20 protein-coding genes are annotated in these 22,652 nt (G+C 63.6%); 15 read left to right on the top strand and 5 right to left on the bottom strand.

The annotated features are described in order from the left end of the window. Window positions 1–25: 25 nt before the first annotated feature. A complete protein-coding gene (locus K1X12_RS12480) occupies window positions 26–1,672 on the top strand; it encodes a Na/Pi cotransporter family protein (protein ID WP_220987899.1) in 1,647 nt (548 codons plus the stop codon). On the opposite strand, the gene K1X12_RS12485 is transcribed toward K1X12_RS12480, so the two are convergent. Continuing rightward, window positions 1,656–2,801 (bottom strand): PA0069 family radical SAM protein, encoded by a 1,146-nt coding sequence (locus K1X12_RS12485; protein WP_220987900.1) that lies wholly within the window; start codon window positions 2,799–2,801, stop codon window positions 1,656–1,658. The genes K1X12_RS12480 and K1X12_RS12485 overlap by 17 nt on opposite strands. 151 nt (window positions 2,802–2,952) lie before the next feature. Here K1X12_RS12485 and K1X12_RS12490 point away from each other — a divergent pair, with 151 nt between their 5' ends. Further along, window positions 2,953–3,534, top strand: coding sequence for a hypothetical protein (locus K1X12_RS12490; protein ID WP_220987901.1), 582 nt, complete (start codon window positions 2,953–2,955; stop codon window positions 3,532–3,534). Between the two features lie 12 nt (window positions 3,535–3,546). Here K1X12_RS12490 and K1X12_RS12495 read toward each other — a convergent pair whose 3' ends face one another. From K1X12_RS12495 to K1X12_RS12505, 3 genes are all read right to left on the bottom strand, one after another. Beyond that, window positions 3,547–3,849 carry a hypothetical protein gene (locus K1X12_RS12495; RefSeq protein ID WP_220987902.1) on the bottom strand — a complete coding sequence of 101 codons (303 nt, stop codon included), beginning with the start codon at window positions 3,847–3,849 and terminating at the stop codon, window positions 3,547–3,549. Window positions 3,850–3,853: 4 nt separating this feature from the next. Then, entirely contained in the window at window positions 3,854–4,501 is a 648-nt protein-coding gene (locus tag K1X12_RS12500) for a glycosyltransferase (RefSeq protein ID WP_220987903.1), read from the bottom strand. Window positions 4,502–4,743: 242 nt separating this feature from the next. Next, on the bottom strand, window positions 4,744–5,493 hold the full coding sequence (locus K1X12_RS12505; protein WP_220987904.1) for a uracil-DNA glycosylase: 750 nt from the start codon (window positions 5,491–5,493) through the stop codon (window positions 4,744–4,746). 145 nt (window positions 5,494–5,638) lie between these two features. On the opposite strand from K1X12_RS12505, the gene K1X12_RS12510 reads away from it, so the two are divergent. The 5 genes from K1X12_RS12510 to K1X12_RS12530 all read left to right on the top strand — a co-directional run bounded on the left by K1X12_RS12510 (window position 5,639) and on the right by K1X12_RS12530 (window position 13,944). Then, entirely contained in the window at window positions 5,639–7,318 is a 1,680-nt protein-coding gene (locus tag K1X12_RS12510) for an electron transfer flavoprotein-ubiquinone oxidoreductase (RefSeq protein WP_220987905.1), read from the top strand. A 135-nt stretch (window positions 7,319–7,453) separates the two neighbouring features. Further along, on the top strand, window positions 7,454–9,385 hold the full coding sequence (locus K1X12_RS12515; protein ID WP_220987906.1) for a tetratricopeptide repeat protein: 1,932 nt from the start codon (window positions 7,454–7,456) through the stop codon (window positions 9,383–9,385). A gap of 119 nt (window positions 9,386–9,504) precedes the next feature. After that, on the top strand, window positions 9,505–12,111 hold the full coding sequence (locus K1X12_RS12520; RefSeq protein WP_225907970.1) for a penicillin-binding protein 1A: 2,607 nt from the start codon (window positions 9,505–9,507) through the stop codon (window positions 12,109–12,111). A gap of 93 nt (window positions 12,112–12,204) precedes the next feature. Then, a protein-coding gene (prfB, locus tag K1X12_RS12525) for a peptide chain release factor 2 (protein WP_220987908.1) occupies window positions 12,205–13,312 on the top strand; the annotation gives its coding sequence in 2 pieces (ribosomal slippage) (window positions 12,205–12,273 and window positions 12,275–13,312; 1,107 coding nt in all). Beyond that, window positions 13,309–13,944, top strand: coding sequence for a DUF1294 domain-containing protein (locus tag K1X12_RS12530; RefSeq protein WP_220987909.1), 636 nt, complete (start codon window positions 13,309–13,311; stop codon window positions 13,942–13,944). The genes prfB and K1X12_RS12530 overlap by 4 nt, the downstream gene beginning before the upstream one ends. On the opposite strand, the gene mutY is transcribed toward K1X12_RS12530, so the two are convergent. Further along, complete coding sequence (gene mutY, locus K1X12_RS12535) at window positions 13,931–14,974, bottom strand: A/G-specific adenine glycosylase (protein WP_220987910.1); 1,044 nt, start codon at window positions 14,972–14,974, stop codon at window positions 13,931–13,933. The two genes, K1X12_RS12530 and mutY, sit on opposite strands and share 14 nt — an antisense overlap. A 45-nt stretch (window positions 14,975–15,019) precedes the next feature. Between mutY and K1X12_RS12540 the strand changes: the two genes are divergently transcribed. The 8 genes from K1X12_RS12540 to K1X12_RS12575 all read left to right on the top strand — a co-directional run bounded on the left by K1X12_RS12540 (window position 15,020) and on the right by K1X12_RS12575 (window position 22,573). After that, window positions 15,020–15,556, top strand: coding sequence for a DUF721 domain-containing protein (locus K1X12_RS12540; RefSeq protein WP_220987911.1), 537 nt, complete (start codon window positions 15,020–15,022; stop codon window positions 15,554–15,556). 70 nt (window positions 15,557–15,626) lie between these two features. Next, the gene (locus K1X12_RS12545) at window positions 15,627–16,301 is read left to right on the top strand and encodes a thioredoxin domain-containing protein (RefSeq protein ID WP_220987912.1); all 675 of its coding nucleotides are present in this window, start codon (window positions 15,627–15,629) and stop codon (window positions 16,299–16,301) included. Between the two features lie 17 nt (window positions 16,302–16,318). Beyond that, complete coding sequence (locus K1X12_RS12550) at window positions 16,319–19,780, top strand: AAA family ATPase (RefSeq protein WP_220987913.1); 3,462 nt, start codon at window positions 16,319–16,321, stop codon at window positions 19,778–19,780. Window positions 19,781–19,929: 149 nt separating this feature from the next. Then, complete coding sequence (locus K1X12_RS12555) at window positions 19,930–20,289, top strand: AtpZ/AtpI family protein (RefSeq protein WP_220987914.1); 360 nt, start codon at window positions 19,930–19,932, stop codon at window positions 20,287–20,289. A 5-nt stretch (window positions 20,290–20,294) separates the two neighbouring features. Beyond that, window positions 20,295–21,056 carry a F0F1 ATP synthase subunit A gene (locus tag K1X12_RS12560; RefSeq protein ID WP_220988891.1) on the top strand — a complete coding sequence of 254 codons (762 nt, stop codon included), beginning with the start codon at window positions 20,295–20,297 and terminating at the stop codon, window positions 21,054–21,056. A 119-nt stretch (window positions 21,057–21,175) separates the two neighbouring features. Continuing rightward, the gene (locus K1X12_RS12565; protein ID WP_011646921.1) at window positions 21,176–21,412 is read left to right on the top strand and encodes a F0F1 ATP synthase subunit C; all 237 of its coding nucleotides are present in this window, start codon (window positions 21,176–21,178) and stop codon (window positions 21,410–21,412) included. Window positions 21,413–21,455: 43 nt separating this feature from the next. After that, window positions 21,456–22,004, top strand: coding sequence for a F0F1 ATP synthase subunit B family protein (locus tag K1X12_RS12570; RefSeq protein WP_220987915.1), 549 nt, complete (start codon window positions 21,456–21,458; stop codon window positions 22,002–22,004). After that, the gene (locus K1X12_RS12575) at window positions 22,001–22,573 is read left to right on the top strand and encodes a F0F1 ATP synthase subunit B family protein (RefSeq protein ID WP_220987916.1); all 573 of its coding nucleotides are present in this window, start codon (window positions 22,001–22,003) and stop codon (window positions 22,571–22,573) included. The genes K1X12_RS12570 and K1X12_RS12575 overlap by 4 nt, the downstream gene beginning before the upstream one ends. The last annotated feature ends 79 nt before the right edge of the window (window positions 22,574–22,652 follow it).

Consider the following 22,652-nt stretch of genomic DNA (forward strand, 5'->3'; position numbering starts at 1 on the left):
GCCGGGCGCGCGGAGTGAACTTGGCATGATGCTGGGACTGGAATTGCTGGGCGGGATCGGCCTGTTCCTTTTGGGGATGACGATGCTGACCGAGGGGCTGAAGCTCGCCGCCGGTGACGGCCTGCGCGCGATCCTGCGCGGCTGGACCCGGACGCCGGCGCGGGGGCTGGTTTCCGGCGCGCTTCTGACGGGGCTGGTACAGTCTTCCAGCGCCGTGACGGTGGCAACCATCGGCTTTGTAAATGCGGGGCTGCTGACGCTTTCCCATGCCGTGTGGGTGATCTTCGGGGCGAATGTCGGCACGACGATGACGGCCTGGCTGGTCGCGCTGGTGGGGCTGAAACTCGATATTGGCGCCTTTGCGTTGCCGATCATCGGCTTCGGCGTGCTGGCGAGCCTGTTTGCCGAGCGGCGGCCACGCCTCAGCGGCATCGGCGAGGCTATGACCGGGTTCGGCCTGTTCTTCCTCGGCATCGGCATCCTGAAGGGCGGGTTCGAGACGCTGTTGCCGTTCTTCGAATCGCTGGACCTGTCGCAGGCAGGCTTCCTGGCGCCGCCGGCTTTCCTGCTGTTCGGGATCGCGCTGGCCGCGCTGGCGCAATCCTCCAGCGCGGCGATTGCACTGATCCTGACGGCAACGGCGGGCGGCGGCCTGCCGCTGGAACTGGCAGCCGCGGGCATCATCGGCGCCAATATCGGCACGACCTCCACCGCCATCTTTGCCTCTGCCGCGGCGACGCCAGCGGCCAAGCGGGTGGCGCTGGCGCACATCGTGTTCAATCTCTATTCGGGCGCGGCAGCTTTCCTGCTGCTCTACCCGCTGATGAGCGCCAGCCATTTCCTGGCCGACGCCTTGCTGGCCAGCAACAAGGACGAGCCGCTGACGCTGGCGATCTTCAACACGCTGCTGAACCTCATGGGCGTGCTGCTGATCTGGCCGCTGTCCGGCCGACTGACAGCCTGGCTGCAGAAGCGGTATGTGAGCGCCGAGGAGACGATCGGGCGGCCAGCCTATCTGGATGCAACGCTGGCGGCGGTGCCGTCTGTGGCGCTGCGGGGACTGGTGCTGGAAATCGAGCGGATGATGCACATCGCCTTCAGCCGCGCGGGCGAACGCCTGAGCCCCGTGCCGGGACAGGGGCAGAATGGCAACACGGATGCGGGCATCCTCGCGCTGGGCCAGGCGATCCGCGACTTCATTGCGGAACTGAGCCGAAAACCGCTGCCGGCTGAAGTGGTGGCCGCCCTGCCAGACCTGATCCGTTCCGTGCACCATGTAGAAGAGACAATTGCCGAAGGCGCCTCTATCTCAACCGGCACGCAGCCTTTGCGCGGGCTGGTGGTGGGGCCCGCCTGGGACCGGCTGCGCGCCGGCGTGCTGGCGACCCTGGCAACAACCGCCGAGGGCGCCAGCGAGTTCAAGGCCGAGTTCGAACGCGAACTGGAAGAGGTCGACGCGGCCTATGAAGCGATCAAGAAAGACCTGCTGGCGAATGCTGCCGCAGGGCGGACCGGAGTTGAAGACATGGAGAACGCGCTGCTCCGTGCACGGCGGATGCGGCGGCTGGCCGAGGCCGCGCTGAAGGCAGAGCGGCGCCTGCAACCCTGGGCCTCGCTGGCAGCGGACAAGGTTGACGCCGGGCCGCAAGCGCCGGCTAAAGATCCAGGCTGAGCTGGCTGGAATTCGGCTTCCGATTTGGGCCCGGCGGGCTGAAAAGATCGGTTCGCAATACTTCGCGCGGCTGATTCAGCCCGGCGCGGGCGGCGGCCTTGAGAAACCGCTGACGGATCAGGTCTGCCACCGCCCCCCTGCCCGTGCCGCGCTCGAACCAGTTGGCATCATAATCCCTGCCGCCTCTCATTTCGCGCAGCGTGTTGATAATGCGCGCGGCACGGTCCGGCGCATGTTGGGCCAGCCATTCATGGAAGAGATCCTTGATCTCGAACGGCAGGCGCAGCACGACATAGCCTACCCCGCGCGCGCCATGATCTGCGGCCGCTTCAATCAGGGTTTCGATCTCGTGATCGTTAAGGCCCGGAATGATCGGCGCAGTCATCACCGCGACCGGAATACCGGCATCGGAAAGGGCTTTCACCGTTTCCAGCCGGCGTTGCGGCGTTGCCGCGCGCGGCTCCATCTTGCGGGAAAGTTGCCGGTCCAGCGTCGTGATCGACACGCCTACCCGCGTGAGGCCCTTGGCGGCCATCGGGGCGAGGATGTCAATGTCGCGCTGGATCAGCGCCGACTTCGTCAGAAGACTGACCGGATGGTTGTGAGCGGCGAGAATTTCCAGCAGCTGGCGCGTGAGGCGCTGTTCCCGCTCAATTGGCTGGTAAGCATCGGTATTCATGCCGAGCGCGATGGCGCGCACGATATAGCCAGGCCGCGACAACTCCCGCAGCAACAGTTCCGGCGCGTTGGTCTTGCGGAACAGCTTGCTTTCAAAGTCCAGCCCCGCTGACAGGCCAGACCAGGTATGCGTGGGCCGGGCAAAGCAGTAGATGCAGCCATGCTCGCACCCCCGATAGGGGTTCACCGTCCGGTCAAAGGAGATGTCCGGCGACTTGTTGAAGGTGATGATCGTGCGGGCAACTTCATCGAACACTTCCGTATCGAGCCGGTCTGCACCGTCCTCGATCGTGTCCCAGCCATCATCAAAGGCGTGGCGCGTCTCCCGCTCATACCGTCCGGTCTGGTTCGAGATAGCGCCGCGCCCCCGATGCTCGAAACGCTCGGACACGCTGTGTGTGTCGAGAAGCGTGACCCGTCCTGATTTCTTCAGTTTCTGTCCCGTACGCATGAGGCGGAGAAAGCCAGAAGAAAAAGAACAAAGCAAGAACTTTTGGATTCCATGTTGTGGGATTTTGGGGTAGGCCTTCATGCGAGCGTTCATCTGGCGCTCAGCCAGCCCCTGCTCAATTCATCTTAATTCTCGTCGTCGAATCGCCGGATTGGCTGCCGAAACTGCCCTTCCATCTGAAAGCCCGGTCATGCTCAGCCGCCTGAAAGTTTTTGCTGCCGCCTCATTCGCCCTGTTCCTCGGGGCGTGCTTCCTGTCGGAGCGCCAGCTGATTGGCGAAGGCGTGCGCCTGCAGGAAGGCCCGCTGGCCTTTTGCATGGAACCGGACGAACCCTGCCTTGAGGCGGTCACCCAGGAAGACGGGTATCTGGTGATGCCCCTGCCCGAACATGCAGACGAGGAAGAACCCATCTTCGTGCGCTTCGCGCCGCTGACACGCGCGGGCGGCGCCGACATCTGGCTGGGCGAAGCAGAGCTCACAGAAGAAGAAGACCGGGCCTGGGCCTATGTGGTGGCCCGCCGCGCCGGGAAAGCGGAAAATGGCGTCACGGAATACAAAATGGCCATTCCAACCTGCGAAGAAGCAAGCGATTCCCAGCTGATTCGCTACGGACTTGAGCGCAACGGCCTCTACGCTTGCACGGTGACGAACATCGACGCCTTTGCCGAATACCTGACAGAACGACATACCGCCGATTTTGCCGATGCCGACTGGTGGGACACCGCCAACTAGGCGCCAGCGCCCCTACGCCCAGCTGCCCCGATCATACGGCACACCATGCGTGGCGCAGATGTCGCGCAGGCGATCTGTTGCCCGCGGATCATTGGCAAAGAACTCAATTGAGAATGCCATCAGCAGCTGGCCCCACGCCTCTTTCGGCACGATGGTCCAGAATTCGTAATCGCTGTCGCCCCAGAACGCCTCGACCGCCTTGCCCATGTCCTGCGTGTCGATCATGAATTGGTCTTCGCGCAGGGAGGCACGCACAGAGCGAAATTCCTCCCCATCCTGACGAAAGAGCTCGACGGATTTCTCCTCGCCGCTCATCGCCTCACCCTTTCGCAGCAAACAATGTGCGCAAATACCCGCCGCCGGTGTGGCTGCGTTTCCAGCCATTCTGCTCCAGCACAGCGGCAGAGGCGCGCGCCTCCGCGCTCAAGCCCACCAGGCGATCCCGGCCGAGCGCCTTTGCAATCGCCGCTTCATCCAGCGGAAGATTGTTGCCGGTGACCTCAGAGAGAAGCTTTCGGGAAATCAGCAATCCATGTTCGGGCAGAATCAGGGCCTGCCGCTCAGCATACCGATTGGCCGATTGCTCGAGCTTGCGCGCACGCCGGTCGTCCGAGCGATAATGCAGTTCGAAATAGGCCGCCTTTCCCGGACGGGTATCGATATGGTCGCCTGCGCGCTCAGCCCAGTCGCGGGAGAGCGCAACGGGTGGCGGCACGATCAGCAGCCATTCGCCACGCGCCGCGCCGGCACCGGCGGCGATCTGGCGCCCCCGGTTGCCGCCTGCAATGATCACGCGCGCGCCGGTTGCCTCGGCGATCTTCACAGTCGTGTCGCCGGAACCGCCATCGACCAGAATCACCTCCCGGATCAGCCCCGCCTCCAGCCCGCTCATCAAGCTCTCCAGGCAGAGAGGCAGGTCGGCGGCCGCGTTCAGCGACGGGATGATGATGGACAGTGGCGCAGGCATGAAACCTCCCGGACAGGCCGGAGACAATCGGAACACAGCCCAAGGTGAGGCGTTCATTCCGAGGTTAAGTCAAGGACAAGCCCGCGCCGGTCATCTGTGAAAAGCTCAAATTTGCCCCCTCGCCGGCGCCGCCGCCTGTTGAGCAATCAAGTGAAGACGGAGGAAAACGCTTCCGGGCGCCGCAAGCTGTGGAATAGTCGCTGCTGCGCCGAAAGCGAGCTGGAAGAATACCACTCAGCGTCTCAGCTCAGTTCGCTGAGCCGTTTCTCGATCAGCTGAAGGTCTCGCCAGGCGCGGCTTTTGTCCTGCGGGCGGCGCAGGAGATAGGCCGGGTGGAGCATCGGGATCAGCGGCACGGAATACCCGCCCGGCGTGCTGTAAGTGTATTCATTGCCGCGCAGCTTCATGATGCCGTCACGGCTTTGCAGCAGGGAAACGGCAGGAATACCGCCCGCGGCCACGATGAGCTTCGGACGGGAGAGCTCGATCATGCGGTCCACGAACGGCCGGCAGACAGCCAGCTCATCGGTTTCGGGGTTCCGGTTGCTGGGCGGGCGCCAGTAATTGACGTTGGAAATCAGCGTGTTTTCGGTGCGTGTGCGGCCAATGGCGGCCAGCATCTTGTCCAGCAGCTGCCCGGCGCGGCCCACGAAGGGCTTGCCCTGACGGTCCTCGTCGGCGCCCGGCCCTTCTCCGATCACCATCAGGCTGGCACCGGGAACGCCGTCATAAACGACGGTTTTCTCAGCCCCCACCTTGAGCGGACTGCCGGTGAAGCCGGAAATCGCCTCGGCCAGCGCCTCGATGGAATCGGCCTTTGCGGCGAGCGAATGGGCCTCTCGCGTCCAGTCCGCCACGGTCTTGACGCCCCGGCGACGGATGGGGGCTCCCTCGGCCTGAGCGCCCTGAATTTCACGGGATTCGGCTTCCGCGACGGCAGGCGCAACCGCCAGCAAAGCGTCCACAAGTGGCTCGTCGACGGCCACACCCATGGCCGCCCACCACTCGGTGAGTGCAGAAATTGGCGCTCTTGACGCAGGGGTTGGCATTGCGGACAGGCTGGACCTTCGGGAAACAGGCTGTAAGTGCTTACCCGGATACAGATATAAAGCGCAAAGCGCAAACAAGGAGCAGCTTATGGCGGAGACCCCTGAGCGCGAGTCGATGGAGTTCGACCTGGTTATCGTTGGCGGCGGCCCGGCGGGCCTGTCGGCAGCCATCCGGTTCAAACAGCTCGCGAATGAAGCCGGTGAAGACCTGTCTGTGGTCGTCATCGAAAAAGGCGGCGAGATCGGCGCCCACATCCTGTCGGGCGTGGTCATGGACCCGGTCGGCCTGGACGCGCTGCTCCCCGGCTGGCGTGAGCGGGACGACCGCCCGCTGAAAACCGAAGTGACGGACGACAAGTTCATCTTCCTCGGCCCGAACGGCGCGGCGGACATCTCCTGGCTGCCGATGCCGGACTTCATGAAGAACCATGGCAATTACACCGGCTCACTGGCCAACGTAACGCGCTGGCTGGGCACCGAAGCCGAGAATCTCGGCGTTGAGGTGTTCCCAGGCTTTGCCGCCTCCGAACTGGTCTATGACGAGAAAGGCGCCGTCAAAGGCATCGTCGCCGGCGTCATGGGCATCGGCATGGATGGCGAGCACAAGGCAGACTACCAGCCGGGCATGGAACTGCTGGGCAAGTACGTCCTCTTTGCAGAAGGCGCCCGCGGCTCGCTGACCAAGCAGCTGATCAAGAAGTTCAAGCTCGACGAAGGCCGCGACCCGCAGAAATACGGCATTGGCCTGAAGGAAGTCTGGTCCGTTCCGGAAGAAAACTTCAAGGAAGGCTATGTCCAGCACACGATGGGCTGGCCGCTCGACAACAAGACCGGCGGCGGCAGCTTCCTCTACCACTTCCGCGACAATGGCGAGCCATTCATCACGGTCGGCTTCGTGGTTCACCTGAACTACGCCAACCCCTACCTTTCGCCGTATGACGAGTTCCAGCGCTTCAAGCACCACGATTCGGTGTCCCACTTCCTGAAGGGCGGCAAGCGCGTGGCCTATGGCGCGCGGGCGATCACCGAAGGCGGCTTCCAGTCCGTTCCGAAGCTGGCCTTCCCCGGCGGCGCGCTGATCGGTTGCGGTGCAGGCTTCGTCAACGTGCCGCGCATCAAGGGCAGCCACAACGCAATCCTGACCGGCATGATGGGCGCAGAAGCTGCCTTTGAAGCCATCCGCGAAGGCCGCACGGCAGACGTTCTGACGAACTATGAAGATGCCTATCACGGCTCTTCGGTTTACAAGGAACTGAAGACCGTCCGGAACGTGAAGCCGCTCTGGTCGAAACTCGGCACAGCGATCGGCATCCCGATGGGCGGCCTCGACATGTGGGTGAACAGCCTGTTCGGCTTTTCCTTCTTCGGCACGCTGCATCACGGCAAGTCCGACGCCGAGTCGCTGAAACCGGCGAAGAACTTCAAGCCGATCGATTATCCGAAGCCGGACGGTGTGCTCAGCTTCGACAAGCTGACCAACGTGTCCTTCACCAACACCTTCCATGAGGAAGACCAGCCGGTGCACCTCAAGGTGGCTGACCTGGCCCTGCAGAAATCGTCCGAGTACGATGTCTTTGCAGGCCCGTCGCAACGCTACTGTCCGGCAGGCGTTTATGAGTGGGTGACGGAAGACAGCGGCTCCATGCGCTTCCAGATCAATGCGCAGAACTGCATTCACTGCAAAACCTGTGACATCAAGGACCCGAACCAGAACATCAACTGGACAGTTCCAGAAGGTGGCGGCGGCCCCGCCTACCCGAACACCTGATCGACGAAAAAATCCAAACGCCGCTCACATTGTGGGCGGCGTTTTCACCTGTCCGTCATTTGCGAAGTGCCCGCCTTGCTCTTGCCGCAAGGGCCTGCTTCACTGATCCCCCATTACCGGAGTGAGCGAATCCCCATGCGCCACACCTGCAGCGCCCTTGGCGGCGTATTCGCACTTGCGCTGACCCTGTCTGCAGCGGCCTGCACCAGCGTGCCGCAGCTGACCCTGCCCGACAAGAAAGCTGCGTTGGCCGCCGAAGCGGAACCGGCCAAAGCCGCGGCGCCCCTTTCAGACGTCGCGCTGACGACCATTGTCGCCGGGCCTGATGGCAATGCAGCCGTCTATGCCTCGCCGGAAGATGCGATCCGGGCGGGCGATACCGCCGGACTGCTGACTTATCTGGCCGCGATGCCCGAGAGCGAGCGGGCAGACCACAATTTCTGGAACGCCTATCTCGCACTGGACCGGGCCGCCGATGGGGACTTCCCCGGCGCCCGCGCCTATCTCGGCATTACGCCCGACGCAGCCGATGATGACGAAACCCCCGGCTTTTACCTCTGGCTCGACGCCTGGTTCCTGGCATTGGAAGGCCGCCCCGATGAGGCTGTCGATCGCCACCGGGATGTTGCCGGCAGCATGCCCGGCATCACGGCAGACCTGTCGCTGGCAGCCTTGCTGGAAGCTTCCGGCCGCACGGATGAAGCGCTCGCCGTTTATGAAGCGCTGACACCAACGCGGATCGACGCACCCGAACATGAATTCGACCCGCGCAGCATCGTCTTCCAGCATGTAACCACCGTGATCGTCCGCCATGCCCTGCTGCTGCAGCGCCTTGGGCGGATCGACGAGGCCAAGGCGGTTTACCAGCAGCTGGCGGACGCTGAACCTGAACAGGCCACCAGCTATGCCGCCGCCATCGAAAGCCTCGAAACGGGCAAGAACCTTGATAACAAGGCACTTACCTATGTAACCGGATTCTCCCAATCGCTGTCGGACGTGTCCACAGCGCTGCAGCAACAACGCTACATTTCCGCGGCACTGGCAGGTTTCGACCTCAGCGGCTTCGACACCGAACGGGCCGGGTTTGATCTTGCAACGCTGCTGATCGACCCGAAGAACGAAGCCATTCGCAGCGGCGTCGTGGATGCGCTTTACGAGGAAGCCCTGTTCGAAGGCGCCGCGCATGTGGCGCTGACGGCGCCGGAAACGAGCCCTTCCCTGCAAATCTCCGCCGCGCAGGCGCTGATCATGGCAAACCGCGAGCCTGAGGCACGCGAAGCCATCGCCGAAGCGCTGGCGCTGTCTGACGACGATGACAAGCTGCAGACCCTCTATGGCGCGCTGCAGCTGAGCGCCCTGCTGAACGACCGCGAAAAGGCGATGAAGCTGCTGCCCGAGATGATGCAGCTGGCCGCCAATGCTGCCGAGCAGGCCGCCGCCAATGGCCTTGCCAGCTCTATCTACAGCCATTTTGGCGATATTCCGCAGGCCGTCAGCTATGCCGAGGAAGCCCGCCGGCTGGACGATACGCACGAGCGGCGCATGACGCTGGCTGACCTGCTGGGCCGCGAGGGACGCATCAATGACGCGCTTGTCATCCTGCGCAGCGAACGCCTGGCGCGCCCGAATGATCCCTACACGCTGAATTCGCTCGGATATTTCCTGGTGACGCGCGCAGGCCGGATCGAAGAGGGCTACCGGGTGCTGGCCCGCGCCATGCTGCTGGCCGACAGCGACCCCTATATCTCGGACTCCTTCGGCTGGGCGCTTTACCAGCTGGGCGACCTCGACCGCGCCCAGCGCCTGATCGAGGCCTCGCGGGAAGACCTGATGCCCCACCGCCACTGGGAGATCGAAGATCACCTGGGCGACATCTACTGGCATCAGGGCAAGCAGGATGAGGCGCGCGAAGCCTGGCAGACCGCGCTCGACAATCACCCTCCACAGCAGGAGGTCGAGTCGATTGCCGGAAAGCTGGCCGACGGCCTGACTGGCGCTGCCCCGGAAAAGCGGCCCCTGCCAGAGATCCGCATCGATGATGGCGAGATCAACCGCCGCGACATCTGACAGCGGCCCCTTTTGCCCGCCATCGGCGCGCCTTAGTATAGCCGGAAATGCGTGCGAACCCGCTCGCAACTAAAGTAGATTTGGGCTGAGACGCCCACGAATCGCCGCAAGGGTTGCAGATGACTGACGACGCCCCCCCGACCTTCCAGCCTTCGCGGAAGCCCGATCCCTACAAGGAAACCGGCAAGTATGCCGCGCTCTGGAAATGGGCCCGGCGGCTGGTGATCCTTGGCCTCGTGCTGGGGGTGATCGGCATCATTGCCGTGTGGGTCTACTTCGCTGCCCTTGGCCGCGACGTGCCGTCGATTTCCAAGCTGAAGCAGTATGAGCCGCCGATCACCTCGCGCATCCATGCCGGCGACGGAACGCTGATTGCCGAGTTTGCCGACCAGCACCGGGTGTTCGTGCCTTACGAGTCGATCCCGCCGCATGTCGTGCAGGCGTTCGTCTCGGCAGAAGACAAGAACTTCTTCACCCATGATGGCCTCGACTATACCGGCATGGCGCGCGGCGGCCTGAACACCGTCAAGAACAAGCTCAGCGGCTCCGGTGGGATGGAGGGTGGCTCGACCATCACCCAGCAGGTCGCCAAGAACATGCTGCTTACCAACGACCAGAACCTTGAGCGCAAGGCCAAGGAAGCCATCGTTGCCCAGCGCATGGAGAAAGAGTTCACGAAGGAGCAGATCATTGAGCTGTATCTCAACGAGATCTATCTCGGTGGCCGCTCCTACGGCGTTGCCTCGGCCGCGCTGAACTATTTCGACAAGTCGCTCTCCGAGCTTGACCTTGCGCAGGCCGCCACGCTTGCCTCGCTGCCGAAATTCCCCGGCCGCGTGAACCCCTACACCAATCCGGAGCGCGTATTGCAGCGCCGGGACTATGTGCTGCAGCGGATGCTGGAAGATGGCTACATCTCGAAGGAAGAGATGGACGAAGCCAAGGCACAGCCGCTGACCACCGTGAAGCGCCTGCGCGGGCCGGAATTTGCGGCCACCACTTATTTCGTGCAGGAACTGCGCCGTGAACTGATCAAAAGCTATGGCGAGGACACACTGGAACAGGGTGGCCTGTCGATCCGATCGACCATCGACACCCGCCTTCAGCTTGCCGCGCAGGATGCCCTGCAAACCGGCCTTATCGCCTATGACCGCCGCCATGGCTGGCGCGGTCCGTTGACGACGCTGCCGGTGGACGACAATTCCGCCGAAGCGCTGAAGGAAGTCGAACTGCCCGGCGGTTATGGCAGCTGGGAAGCCGCGCTGGTGACTTCGGTTTCCGACAAGGGCGCCGAACTCCTGCTGACCGATGGCGCCAAGATCCGCCTGCCCGGCGATGAAGTGAAATGGGCCGCCACCTACAAGCCCGCCGAAGGCAAGGCCGGCCTGCAAAAGGGCCACGTCATCCTCGCTGAGTTCAAACGGGAGGCCTCCAAGGATGGCGCAAAGGCAACGCCTGAAACCACGACAACCGAGGAAGGCACCGATGAGGCCACCGCCGAGGATGCCCCCGCAGAACCCGTGATGGTGCCGGTTGGCAATGCCACGCTGCGCCAGGTTCCGGAGGTCGATGGATCGATCATTGCGCTGGACCCGCACACAGGCCGCATCCTGGCGATGCAGGGCGGTTACTCCTTCTTCAAATCGAGCTTCAACCGCGCCACTCAGGCCAAGCGCCAACCGGGGTCGAGCTTCAAGCCGTTCGTCTATGCGGCCGCGCTGGAAAAAGGCTACACGCCCGCCAGCCGCCTGCTGGACGCGCCGTTCGTCTCGTTCGACGTGTCGACCCAGAAATACTGGACGCCGAAGAACTACACCGCCGGTCAGTCCTACGGCATGGTGACCATGCGCGTGGCGCTCGAAAAGTCGCTCAACATGGTGACCGCGCGTATGGCGCAGGACATCGGCATGCCTGCCGTGTCCGACCTCTCGGAACGTCTGGGCGTCTATGAGAAGCTTCCGCCTTACGCCGCCATGTCGCTCGGCGCGGGTGACGCCACACTGCTGGACCTGACGCGCGGCTATGCGGCGTTCGTCAATGGCGGTCGCCTCGTGACGCCCAGCCTGCTTGACCGCGTGCAGGACCGCTATGGCCGCACCCTCTACAAGCACGACACGCGCATCTGCGAAGGCTGCGATGCCGATGACTGGAATGGCGGCGAACCGCCCGTCCTACCCGACACGCGCCAGCAGGTTCTCGATCCGATCGTCGCTTATCAGGTGACCCACATGCTGGAAGGCGTCGTGGAGCGCGGCACCGCTCGCCGCGCCCTGCGGGTTGGCAAGCCGCTCGCGGGCAAGACCGGCACGACGGACGACTATCGCGACGCCGTCTTCGTCGGCTTCTCGCCCGATCTCGTGGTCGGCATCCGAATCGGCTTCGATGACAACCGCTCGCTTGGCGAAGGCGAAGCCGGGGGCTCGGTCGCCGGACCGATCTTCACAGACTTCATGGAGAAAGCGCTGGAGAAGGAACCGCCGACGCCGTTCCGTATTCCGCCCGGCGTGCGCCTCGTGAAGATCAACGCGCAGACCGGCGCACTGGCAACGCCGGGCACGGCAATCGTCATTGACGAAGCCTTCCGCCCCGGAACGGAGCCTGGCCTGACCGCGTTCAACAGCAGCGAAGATTGCCTCTCGATTTCCGGCTCGTGCGGCCCGTCGAGCGACACCACCACTCCCGTTGAAGAAGACACGGCGAACGCCGATCTCGGCGACGTGTTCTGACGCCACGCTCACAGCTTTGACCCGATTGGCCGGCCCGGTTATAGGGTCGGCTGTCATTCAATTGTTTCAATCTACGGTTACAGGGAATTCGTCATGTCCGCAGAAATACGTTCGCTGATCGAAAAGATCGAAAGCTCCGCCACCTTGCTACGGAGGCGTCTTTGACTGGGATACAGCCACAAAACGCCTTGATGAGCTGACGGCCCTTTCCGAGCGTCCCGACTTCTGGGACGACCCGCAGGAAGCCCAGGCCATGATGCGCGAGCGCCAGAAGCTCGCCGACGGTATCGCCCTCGTCCAGTCTCTGGAAAAGGAGGTCGCCGATGCGCCGGAACTCATGGAGCTGGCTGAAGACGACCCGTCAATGCTGGCCGATCTCGAATCCTCGCTGCGCCGCTCGGCGGCCCGCGCCGCGGAAGCACAACTCGCGGCCCTTCTCTCTGGCGAGGCCGACGGCAATGACTGCTACCTGCAGATCAATGCCGGCGAAGGCGGCACGGAGAGCCAGGACTGGGCCTCCATCCTGCGTCGCATGTATGTCCGCTGGGCCGACAAGCGTGGCTACTCCGTCGAGCTGCTCGACGAGCGTGAAGGCGAAGAAGCCGGCATCAAGTCTGCAACGATTCAGATCAAGGGCGAAAACGCCTATGGCTGGCTGAAGTCCGAACAGGGCGTGCATCGCCTGGTGCGGATTTCACCCTTCGACTCCTCTGCACGGCGCCACACGTCGTTTTCCTCGGTCACGGTCTCTCCGGTGATCGACGACAAGATCGATGTTGAGATCAACCCGTCAGATGTGCGCACCGACACCTATCGCGCCTCCGGCGCGGGTGGCCAGCACGTCAACCGGACCGACTCGGCTGTTCGCCTGACACACATCCCGACAAACACAGTGGTGCAGTGTCAGAATGGTCGCTCCCAACACCAAAACCGCGACGAAGCCTGGCGGATGTTGCGCTCCAGGCTCTACGAACTGGAACTGCAAAAGCGCAAGGCGGTCGCAGATGCTCAGTATGCAGACAAGAGCGCGATCGGCTTCGGACATCAGATCCGATCTTATGTTCTCCAGCCATACCAGATGGTGAAAGACCTGCGCACGGAAGTGGAGACGTCTGATACGTCCGGCGTGCTCGATGGGGATATAGACCGTTTCCTGTCCGCCGCGCTCGCCGCAACGGTCAACAAGGAAGATGATGCGTGAGTAAACCCGCGGAGCCTCCCTCCGGCAACAGCCAGCCCGTCCGTTTGGAGGGGCGGCTCGTTCGCTGGAATGGAGACCGCGGTTTCGGGTTTTTGATCCCTGTAGATGGCGGCCCTGACGCCTTTGCGCATATTCATTCGTTTCCGAAGGATGACCGCCATATCGAAGAGGGCCACCTCTATAGCTATACCGCAACAACCGATCAGAAAGGCCGCGTGCGCGCCAGCGACATACGGCCGATGCGCCCAGCCCCGCCGAAAGTTCCTCTCTGGAAAAAGTTCGTCGGGCGCAGCCCCCGCCTGCTGGTCATTCCCGCTTTCCTGTTCATTGCAACAGCGGTCGCCCTCAATGCGCAGATCTCCCAACTCTGGTTCGCCGTTTACGGCATCGCCAGCGTGGTAACCTTCATCGGATACGGTCTGGACAAACGCGCCGCCAAGCAAAACGAGTGGCGCATCTCGGAAACGATCCTGCTGATGCTCGGCCTTGTTGGCGGATGGCCTGGCGCCATCGTCGCCCAGGAGTTGTTCCGTCACAAGACGAAAAAGCTCTATTTCCGGACGCTGTTCTGGATGAGCGTTGCCATCAATATCGCAGGCTTCGTCCAGATTGCCGCCTTCACCGGCGCTTAGGTTTTCCGCCCACGGCCAATGCAAGGGCCTTTGCAAAAACGGTCGGCAAGCCGGTCTCTTCCATCGGGTCGGCCCATTCGCCATTCCCGGCCGGCGCGCGCGAAACATCTGCCGTCCACACCGTCAGCCGCAGGCTGAAATGCGTGAACACATGGCGCACTTCGCCAGTATCAACCCATTCCGCCTTCAGGGGCGGCGCCGCTTCCGGCAGCGCGCCTTCGCGCCAGTCGCCCGATGGCAGTGCCAGCATGCCGCCCAGCAGGCCTTCCGGCGGCCTTCGCACCATCCACACCTGCCCTTTGCGCCGCGCCACCCAGGCATGACCATAGCGGATCGGCTTGGCCACCTTCGCCGGTTTGATGGGATAGCGCTCCGGATTTCCTTCCGCCCGCGCCACGCAAAACTCCGTCAGGGGGCAGATCATGCAGTTTGGCGCTGTGGGGGTGCACACGGTTGCGCCAAGGTCCATCAGCGCTTCGGCAAAATCACCGGGCCGCTTCGCGGGCACGAGCGAGGCGACCTTTGCCGCCAGTTCCTTCTTGGCCTCGGCCCAGTCTGACTTCAGCGCCATCAGGCGGGCAAACACCCTGTCAACGTTTCCGTCGACGGCGGCCACCTGCTCGCCAAAGGCAAGCGCGGCGATTGCGCCGGAAGTGTAAGGCCCAATGCCCGGCAGCTCGCGCAGGCCTGCCGCTGTTTCCGGAAAGCCGCCCCGCGCGGCCACTTCACGGGCACATTTGAGCAGGTTTCTCGCGCGGGCATAATATCCCAGCCCCGCCCAGGCGCGCATTACCTCCTCATCGGCTGCTGCCGCGAGGTCTTCCACGCGCGGCCAGCGCCGGGTGAACGCTTCGAAATATGGCGCGGCATGGGGCACGGTCGTCTGCTGCAGCATGATCTCAGCGAGCCACACGCGATACGGGTCCCGCTTCTGCCCGATGGGAGCCCGCCACGGCAGCACCCGTGCATGCCGGTCGAACCAGGCAAGCAGTTTCGGGGGGAGTTCACGGAAATCTGAACGCCGGCTCATGCCTGTAACTTTCCCTTATGCGCGAAGCCGGGCAATGTGGTGATTATGGTCAGCTTTACGAACCTTGATCCCATTGCAGAAGCGCGTGCGCAGGTGAAGCTGCGTTATTCGCGCGCCCGGCCTGTGCGCGCGCCGATGAAGCCGCTGGGGCTGGCGGCGCAGCGCGTCGGGCGCAAGGTCGGCACGGCGAAACTGCCGCCGCTGAAGCAGCTGCAGCTCAATTGGCGGGAAATCGTCGGCGAGCAGATCTGGCGTTTCAGCCAGCCGGAGAAGATCAGCGCCTCCAAGGATGGCCGCATCCTGACGCTGACCGTGTTGCCGCAGGCCGCCCCGCTGATCCAGCACCAATCCGAATTGATCCGCCAGCGCGTCTCCGTCGCCGCCGGCGGAGACATTACCGGCATCCGCATCGTGCAGGGTCCGGTACGCCGCACAGGGCCGGCCGAATATCGCCGCCGCTGGCGCGACCTTTCCAGGGCCGAGAAGGCCGAAATCGCCGCATCTGCTGCGCCTATCGACAATCCGCGCCTGCGCGCGGCAATTGTTGCGCTGGGCGAGGCTGTGCTATCCGCCACAGAGTAAACAAAAGCGCCCGGTTGGTTAACGATTTGGAAACCGGTGCGACTCATTCCTTAACGCGAGGCTTATGATCATGCTCACCCATTCCCGCCGTTTCGCTGCAGTAGCGTTTTCCGCTCTGGCGCTTGTCGCCTGTGGTGCGGCTGGCGGCGGCACATCTGAAGCGGAAGGCGGCGCTGGTGCAGAAACTTCAGCTGACGGTGAACTGGGCCATGTGAAGGGCAATCCGGACGCCCCGCTGACCATCATTGAGTACGCGTCGCCCACCTGCCCGGCCTGTAAATACTTCCATGACAGCATTCAGCCCGCGATTGAGGAAAAGTTCGTCGCAACGGGCAAAGTGAAGTTCATCTTCCGCGAATACCCGCTCAACGAGATCGACGTGGCTGCCTACGCGATGGCCCGCTGCGCGCCGGAAGGAAAATTCTTCGACATCCTCGATGATCTCTACGAGAATCAGGAAGGCGTCCGCTACGCTGCGCAGACCGGTGTGGTGAAAACCACCCTCGCCGCCATTGGCCAGCGCCACGGCATCGCCGACCGCGCCACCTTCGATGCCTGCCTCGAAAACCGTGAAATCCGCCAGAAGCTGGCAGATGTCTACGCGACCTCCGAAAAATGGGGCGTCGGCGGCACTCCGACTTTCATTATTGACGGCGTGAAGCGAGACTTCGGCGGCGAATACACGACCGCTGACGGCTTTGTGAAACAGATCGAAGCGGTTCTGGCCGCCAAAGGCGTCGAGTAATCGATGAAGGGCCCGGCATGCAGATAACCGAACTCCGCATCGCCGGCTTCAAGTCGTTCGTTGACCCGCAGACCGTGCCGATTGAGCCGGGGCTGACAGGCATTGTCGGCCCCAATGGCTGCGGCAAGTCCAACCTGCTCGAAGCACTACGCTGGGCGATGGGCGCCAACTCCGCCAAGGCCATGCGCGGCGGCGAGATGGACGATCTGATCTTCTCCGGCGCCGCCTCCCGCCCGGCGCGGGAAACCGCTGAAGTCACGCTCGTTCTGGACAATTCCAAACGTACCGCGCCGCCGGAATTCAATGGCGCAGACCTTCTGGAAATCGAACGCAAGCTGAAACGCGGCGCCGGCTCCAGCTACCGCATCAATGGCCGTACCGTACGCGGTAAGGACATCCAGCTCCTGTTCGCCGACGCCTCCACCGGGGCAAACTCTCCAGCACTGGTGCGTCAGGGCCAGATCTCCGAGCTGATCGGCTCCAAGCCGCAGAACCGACGCCGCATCCTGGAGGAAGCCGCCGGCATCGCGGGCCTCAACACGCGCCGCCATGAGGCCGAGCTGAAGCTCGACGCTGCCGAGGCAAACCTGCAGCGCCTGTCGGAAGTCTCTGCCGAAGTCGAGCGCCAGCTTACCAGCCTGAAGCGCCAGGCCGCCAAGGCTCGCCGCTATCGCCGCCTGTCTGAAGAAATCCATGGCCTCGAAGCCCTGCTGGCGCATCTGCGCTGGGCCGAGGCCCGCAGCGCAGCCGATACCGCGCGCCAGCAGCTCGACACCCTCAAACGGCAGGTCGAAGATCTCTCCCGCGAGGATGCCCTGCGGGAGCGCGAACGCATCGAAGCCGCCGAAGGCATCGGCGCGCTGCGTGAGGCCGAAATGGCTGCTGCCGGCCGCCTCTCCCAGACGCGCATTACGCTCGCGCGCCTCGAGACCGAACACCGCATCGCCGCAGAAGCCGAACAGCGCCTTGAAGCGGAAGCCGCCCGCCTGACGGAAGACTTCGAGCGTGAAACCGCTGGCCGCGCCGAGGCCGAAGCCGCCCTTGCCCATGCGCGCAACGAGCTTTCGGCCCTGCCGGTGGAAGATGCCGCCACCAACAAGGCCCTTGAGACCAACGCCCAGCAAGCGCTCGACGCTGCCAGAGCGCGCCTTGCCGCCGCTGAGACGGCTGCCGATGAGGCCCAGGCCCGCCTCTCCGAAGTGCGTGCCCGCCGCCGCGCCGCCGAGGACTCAGCCGCCCAGCAGACCCGCCGCAAGACGCAGCTCACCACCGAGATCGCGCGGTTGAAGAATGAGATAACCGGCCTAGAAGACGCGGCAATCCATGTGCTGCGTGTGCGTCAGGCCAAGAATGCCGAGGCAGAAGCCGAAGCTGCGCTGGACGATGCCGAGCGCTCGGTGGAAGCCGCCGAAGCCGAACTTATTCGCGCCCGCGACGCCGAGATTGCCGCCCGCCCGCCGCAGGAACAGGCGAGCCACAGTGTCCGCGCGCTGGAAGCCGAAATTGCCGGCCTTGAGAAGCTGCTGCGCCGGGCTGACGCCGCCAATACGGCCCCGCCTGTCGTTGAACGTATTCGCACGCGCGATGGCTACGAAAAGGCCGTTGCCGCAGCGCTGGGAGACGACATCTCCGCCTCAACCGATAAGGCCTCCGCGCTCTATTGGGGTGGCGCCGGCGTCACCGCGATTGCGCTGCCGGATGGCGCAGAGCCGCTCTCGGCCTTCGTCGATGCGCCGGGCGAACTGGCTGCCCGCCTTGCCCAGTGCGGCCTCGTGCGCAGTGAAGACGGCCCCCGCCTGGCCACCCAGCTTAAGCCCGGCCAGCGCCTTGTGTCGCGCGAAGGCCATCTCTGGCGGTGGGACGGGTTTACCCGCACGCCGCAGGCCCCCGTCAGCGCCGCTGCTCGCCTCGAGCAGCAGGCCCGGCTTGACGCGGCCCGCGCCGAACTCGCCCCGCTTCAAGGCGATCTCACCGCCCGCACGCAGGCGCTGGAAGATGCCCTGAAGGCCCGCCAGCATGCCGAGGAAACTGTGCGCCATGTCCGCGCGCTGGTTGGCCCGGCCCAGAAATCGCTGAGCGAACTGCGCGCCAAGGCCGTGGAAGAAATTCAGGCCGCCGAACGTGCCAGCCTCCGCCGGGATACAGGCGGCGAAGCCCTCGCCCGCGCTGAGAGCGAACTGGCCGCGATCACCGAAGCCCTCACCTTCGCCACGCCGATGGCCGCCGATGAAGAGGCGACGCTTGAGGCGACCCTCTCAGCGGCGCGCAATGAACTGACGGCGGCCCGCGCCGCCGAAACCGAATCGCGTGGCGCGCTGACAGACCTGACGCGGGGCCGCGAGCAGGCCGCCGCCCGCCGCGCTGCGCTGGAGCGCGATGTCGAGGCCTGGACCAGCCGGCTCACCGCCGCAAACGACCGTATCGACCGCCTCGGCGAGCGCCGCGCAGACCTCGCCGCTGCGGCCGTAACCGCGCGCGAGCGCCCGCAGGCGCTCAGCGAGGAGATCGCGGGCCTCTCCCGCGAACTGGACACCTTTGAGAATGAACGCAAGGCGGCCGCAGACGCCCTCGCCGTCAAGGAAACCGCTATCCGCGAAGCCGATACCGCCGCGCGCCGTGCATCGGCAGCAGCGTCCCAGGCCCGCGAGGAACTCGCCGGCTGGAAGGTAAAGCTGGAGAATGCGGAGCTTCGCCTTGCCGAAGCGATCGAAATTGCGCGCAACAATTTCCAGCGGACACCCGAAGGTCTGCTCGCCATTGCCGAAGCCAGCCTTGATGCTGATTCGCTGGGCGCCTTTACGCCAAAAGAAGCTGAAACCAGGCTGGACGCCCTGCGCCGCGACCGGGACCAGCTTGGCGGCGTGAACATGAATGCCGAAGAAGAGGCCGAAGAGCTGGAGGCCCGGCTTGGCCTGCAGATCTCCGAGAAGGAAGACCTGACCGCCGCCATCGCCAAGCTGCGTCAGGGCGTCGAAACGCTCAACGCCGAGGGCCGCGAGCGGCTGGTGAAGGCGTTCGACACCGTGAACGAGCACTTCAAGGCCCTGTTCACCGCGCTTTTCGGCGGCGGCCAGGCAGAGCTTCGCCTGGTCGATGCGGACGATCCGCTGAACGCCGGCCTCGAAATCTTTGCCCAGCCGCCCGGCAAGAAGCTCGGCACGCTGAACCTGATGTCCGGCGGCGAGCAGGCGCTGACGGCATCGGCGCTGATCTTCGCGGTGTTCCTCTCCCGTCCGGCCCCGATCTGCGTTCTGGACGAGGTGGACGCCCCGCTGGACGACGCCAACGTCGACCGTTTCTGCAATATGCTCAACGAGATGCGCCAGCGCACGGACACCCGTTTCGTGGTGATTACCCACAATCCGGTCACAATGAGCCGAATGGACCGCCTTTTCGGTGTAACCATGCGGGAAAAAGGGGTCTCCAAGCTCGTCTCTGTCGACCTTGCAGCCGCCGAAGAACTCGTTGCGGCGGAGTAGCGCACCGCGCTCACCCCTAAACTCAATAAAATCAACAAGATAGCTTTTGCCTTTACCCGTTGACTTGAAGGGGGGGCGCTCATAGTTTGCGCCGCAATCCGGGGGGCTCCCTACCGGTGCGGATTCGCGTGCACGGAGCGCCAAAGCCCATGTCCAGCGAGCAACCAGATGACCTCAGCGATCGCATCGCAAAGGCCCTGGAAGCGCGTGAGGCAAAGGCAGAAGCGCAGCGGCGAAAACAAGCATCGGATGATGTGAGTGTCTCGGCTGGGGCGTATGCACTACGTTTCGGGATCGAATTTGTAGCGAGCGTGTTTGTCGGAGGCTTTCTGGGCTTCTGGTTAGACAAGTTCGCTGGCACCCACCCCTGGGGTCTCCTGGTGATGGGTCTGTTTGGTCTCGCAGCTGGCGTCCGCGCTGTCATCCGGGCCTACCATGAGCTGAACGCTCGGGCCCAAAAGCTTTCACAGGGGCCTCAGGCTCCAGACGACGGAACGAACGACGTATGAACCTGATGCCGGCCATCGCGCTTGACCCGATCCACCAGTTCCAGGTGACCAAATGGCTCGACCTGAAACTCGGCAGCATCGACATCTCGTTCACCAATGCCTCGGGCTTCATGCTCCTGGGCGTGGTTCTGGTCATCACATTCTTTGGCATGGCCTCCCGCAAGGGTGAGCTGGTGCCCTCGCGCCTGCAATCGGTCGCTGAGATGGGCTATGGCTTCATCGCGGACATGGTGCGCAGCGCCGCTGGCGAGGAAGGCCTGAAATTCTTCCCGTTCGTCTTCACGCTCTTCTTCTTCATCTTCTTCGCGAACATGATCGGCATGGTGCCGTATGCGTTCACCACGACCAGCCACATCATTGTGACCGGCGCCCTGGCGCTGACGGTGATCCTGATGGTCATCGTGGTCGGCCTGCTGAAGAACGGCCTTGGCTTCTTCAAGCTGTTCGCCCCTTCGGGCGCTCCCTGGTACATCTACATCATCCTGACGCCGATCGAGATCATCTCTTTCCTCGCGCGTCCGCTCACCCTCGGCCTGCGTCTCTTCGCAAACATGCTGGCTGGCCACATCATGCTGAAGCTGTTTGCCGGCTTCGTGGTGGCTCTGGTCGGCGCTGGCGCGGTGTATGTTCCGATTGCGGCCCTCGCTTTCGGCATGGGTGTCGCGCTCAACGCTCTGGAGTTCCTGGTTGCGGGTCTTCAGGCATATGTCTTCGCCATTCTCACCTGCGTGTATCTCAATGATGCACTTCACGCGGACGCCCACTAGGAGGCCCCGCGGGAGTGCGTCACGATACCCCGCATCAAACTGCTTGACGGCGCTCAGCGAACACGCTTCACGGGCGTCAAATTACCCCTAACCCCCTTTTCCCTCAAAGGAGATACCTGATGGAAGGTAACATCACAGACGGTCTGAAGTATGTCGGCGCTGGCCTGGCTACGCTCGGCATGATCGGTTCGGCACTCGGCGTGGGCAACATCTTCGCCAGCTTCCTCGACGCTGCAATGCGCAACCCGTCGGCTGCTCCGCAGCAGACCGGCAACCTCTTCATCGGTATGGCGCTCGCAGAAGCTCTGGGTATCTTCTCGGTGCTGATCGCCATCCTGATCCTCTTCGTCGCCTAATCGTCTGCCTTCAACGGTAGTTTGAACTGGGCGGAGAGAAGCCATGATCATCGCTTTCCTTGCTGAGACAGCAAGCCATGGAGACCACGAAGCCGGGGCGCCTGCGTTCCCGCCGTTCGAGACATGGCATATGCCGTCCCAGATCTTCTGGCTGGCGGTCCTGTTCACGGCGCTTTACCTCGCCCTGTCCCGGTTCATCCTGCCGAAGATGTCGGACACGATCGAAAAGCGCGCCAACCGCGTCGCTTCCGATCTCGACGAAGCTGCTCGCCTGAACAATCAGGCAGTAGAGGCCCAAAAGGCACTGGAACTGCGCCTTGCGCAGGCCCGTGCCAAGGCCCGCGATACGGCTGAGAAGGCCCGTGAGAAAACGGAAGCCGAGCTTGCCTCGGAAACCGCACGGGTCGACGCCGACCTCGCAAAGAAGCTCGAAGCCGCTGACGCCCGCATCGCAAAGCTGCGCGCCGACGCCATGAAGAATGTCGAACAGATCGCTGTGGACGCCGCTGGCGCCATGACGGCCCGTCTCGGCGTGAAGGCTTCCGACGCAGACCTCAAGAAGGCGGTTTCGACCGCTCTGGAGCAGGCATGATGAAGAAGACTGCTGCCCTCCTCGTCGCTGCGCTCGCCGCTGCGCCGCTGGCACATGCCGCTGAAGGCGGTTTCGTCGGCGGCCTGATGTACGCTGCAAAGGACCCGGTAACGTTTGTTGCCTTCCTCTGCATGGTCACCTTCCTCCTGATCGCCGCTCGCATGGGCGCGTTCAAGACGGTCCTCGGTGGTCTCGACGCCCGCGCCGCAGGCATCCGCAAGGAACTCGAAGAGGCTGCCAGCCTCCGCGAGCAGGCTGCCGAAGCCCTGGCACTCGCTGAGCGCCGCGCTCAGGACGCCGACAAGGAAGCCGAAGCCATCATCGAGCAGGCCAAGCGCGACGCGAAGGAACTCCTCGAAGAGGCCCGCCGCGATCTCGCTGAGAAGATCTCTCGCCGCGAAGCTCAGGCCACGTCCCGCATTGCGCGCGCCGAGGCTGACGCAGCCAGCGAAGTCCGCCGCGCCGCCGCTGACGCGGCCACGGAAGCTGCCCGCAGCATCCTCTCCTCGCAGACCAGCGTCGACCAGTTCGAAGCCGCTGCCCGCGATATCGAGCGCGCTCTGAGCTGAACTTCAGCTAAGATCACCACCACAAAGAAAGCCGCCCAACGGGGCGGCTTTTTTGATGCCGGATTGCCGCGAAATGAAT

It is taken from the genome of Hyphomonas sediminis (assembly GCF_019679475.1).
GTDB lineage: Bacteria > Pseudomonadota > Alphaproteobacteria > Caulobacterales > Hyphomonadaceae > Hyphomonas > Hyphomonas sediminis.

Excerpts from the sequence above, each read along its gene's own strand:
- K1X12_RS12480 (WP_220987899.1), top strand. The coding sequence starts at position 26 with ATGATGCTGGGACTGGAATTGCTGGGCGGGATCGGCCTGTTCCTTTTG.
- K1X12_RS12485 (WP_220987900.1), bottom strand. The coding sequence starts at position 2,801 with ATGCGTACGGGACAGAAACTGAAGAAATCAGGACGGGTCACGCTTCTC.
- K1X12_RS12495 (WP_220987902.1), bottom strand. The coding sequence starts at position 3,849 with ATGAGCGGCGAGGAGAAATCCGTCGAGCTCTTTCGTCAGGATGGGGAG.
- K1X12_RS12500 (WP_220987903.1), bottom strand. The coding sequence starts at position 4,501 with ATGCCTGCGCCACTGTCCATCATCATCCCGTCGCTGAACGCGGCCGCC.
- K1X12_RS12505 (WP_220987904.1), bottom strand. The coding sequence starts at position 5,493 with ATGGGTGTGGCCGTCGACGAGCCACTTGTGGACGCTTTGCTGGCGGTT.
- K1X12_RS12510 (WP_220987905.1), top strand. The coding sequence starts at position 5,639 with ATGGCGGAGACCCCTGAGCGCGAGTCGATGGAGTTCGACCTGGTTATC.
- K1X12_RS12515 (WP_220987906.1), top strand. The coding sequence starts at position 7,454 with ATGCGCCACACCTGCAGCGCCCTTGGCGGCGTATTCGCACTTGCGCTG.
- K1X12_RS12520 (WP_225907970.1), top strand. The coding sequence starts at position 9,505 with ATGACTGACGACGCCCCCCCGACCTTCCAGCCTTCGCGGAAGCCCGAT.
- mutY (WP_220987910.1), bottom strand. The coding sequence starts at position 14,974 with ATGAGCCGGCGTTCAGATTTCCGTGAACTCCCCCCGAAACTGCTTGCC.
- K1X12_RS12540 (WP_220987911.1), top strand. The coding sequence starts at position 15,020 with ATGGTCAGCTTTACGAACCTTGATCCCATTGCAGAAGCGCGTGCGCAG.
- K1X12_RS12545 (WP_220987912.1), top strand. The coding sequence starts at position 15,627 with ATGCTCACCCATTCCCGCCGTTTCGCTGCAGTAGCGTTTTCCGCTCTG.
- K1X12_RS12550 (WP_220987913.1), top strand. The coding sequence starts at position 16,319 with ATGCAGATAACCGAACTCCGCATCGCCGGCTTCAAGTCGTTCGTTGAC.
- K1X12_RS12555 (WP_220987914.1), top strand. The coding sequence starts at position 19,930 with ATGTCCAGCGAGCAACCAGATGACCTCAGCGATCGCATCGCAAAGGCC.
- K1X12_RS12560 (WP_220988891.1), top strand. The coding sequence starts at position 20,295 with ATGCCGGCCATCGCGCTTGACCCGATCCACCAGTTCCAGGTGACCAAA.
- K1X12_RS12565 (WP_011646921.1), top strand. The coding sequence starts at position 21,176 with ATGGAAGGTAACATCACAGACGGTCTGAAGTATGTCGGCGCTGGCCTG.
- K1X12_RS12570 (WP_220987915.1), top strand. The coding sequence starts at position 21,456 with ATGATCATCGCTTTCCTTGCTGAGACAGCAAGCCATGGAGACCACGAA.
- K1X12_RS12575 (WP_220987916.1), top strand. The coding sequence starts at position 22,001 with ATGATGAAGAAGACTGCTGCCCTCCTCGTCGCTGCGCTCGCCGCTGCG.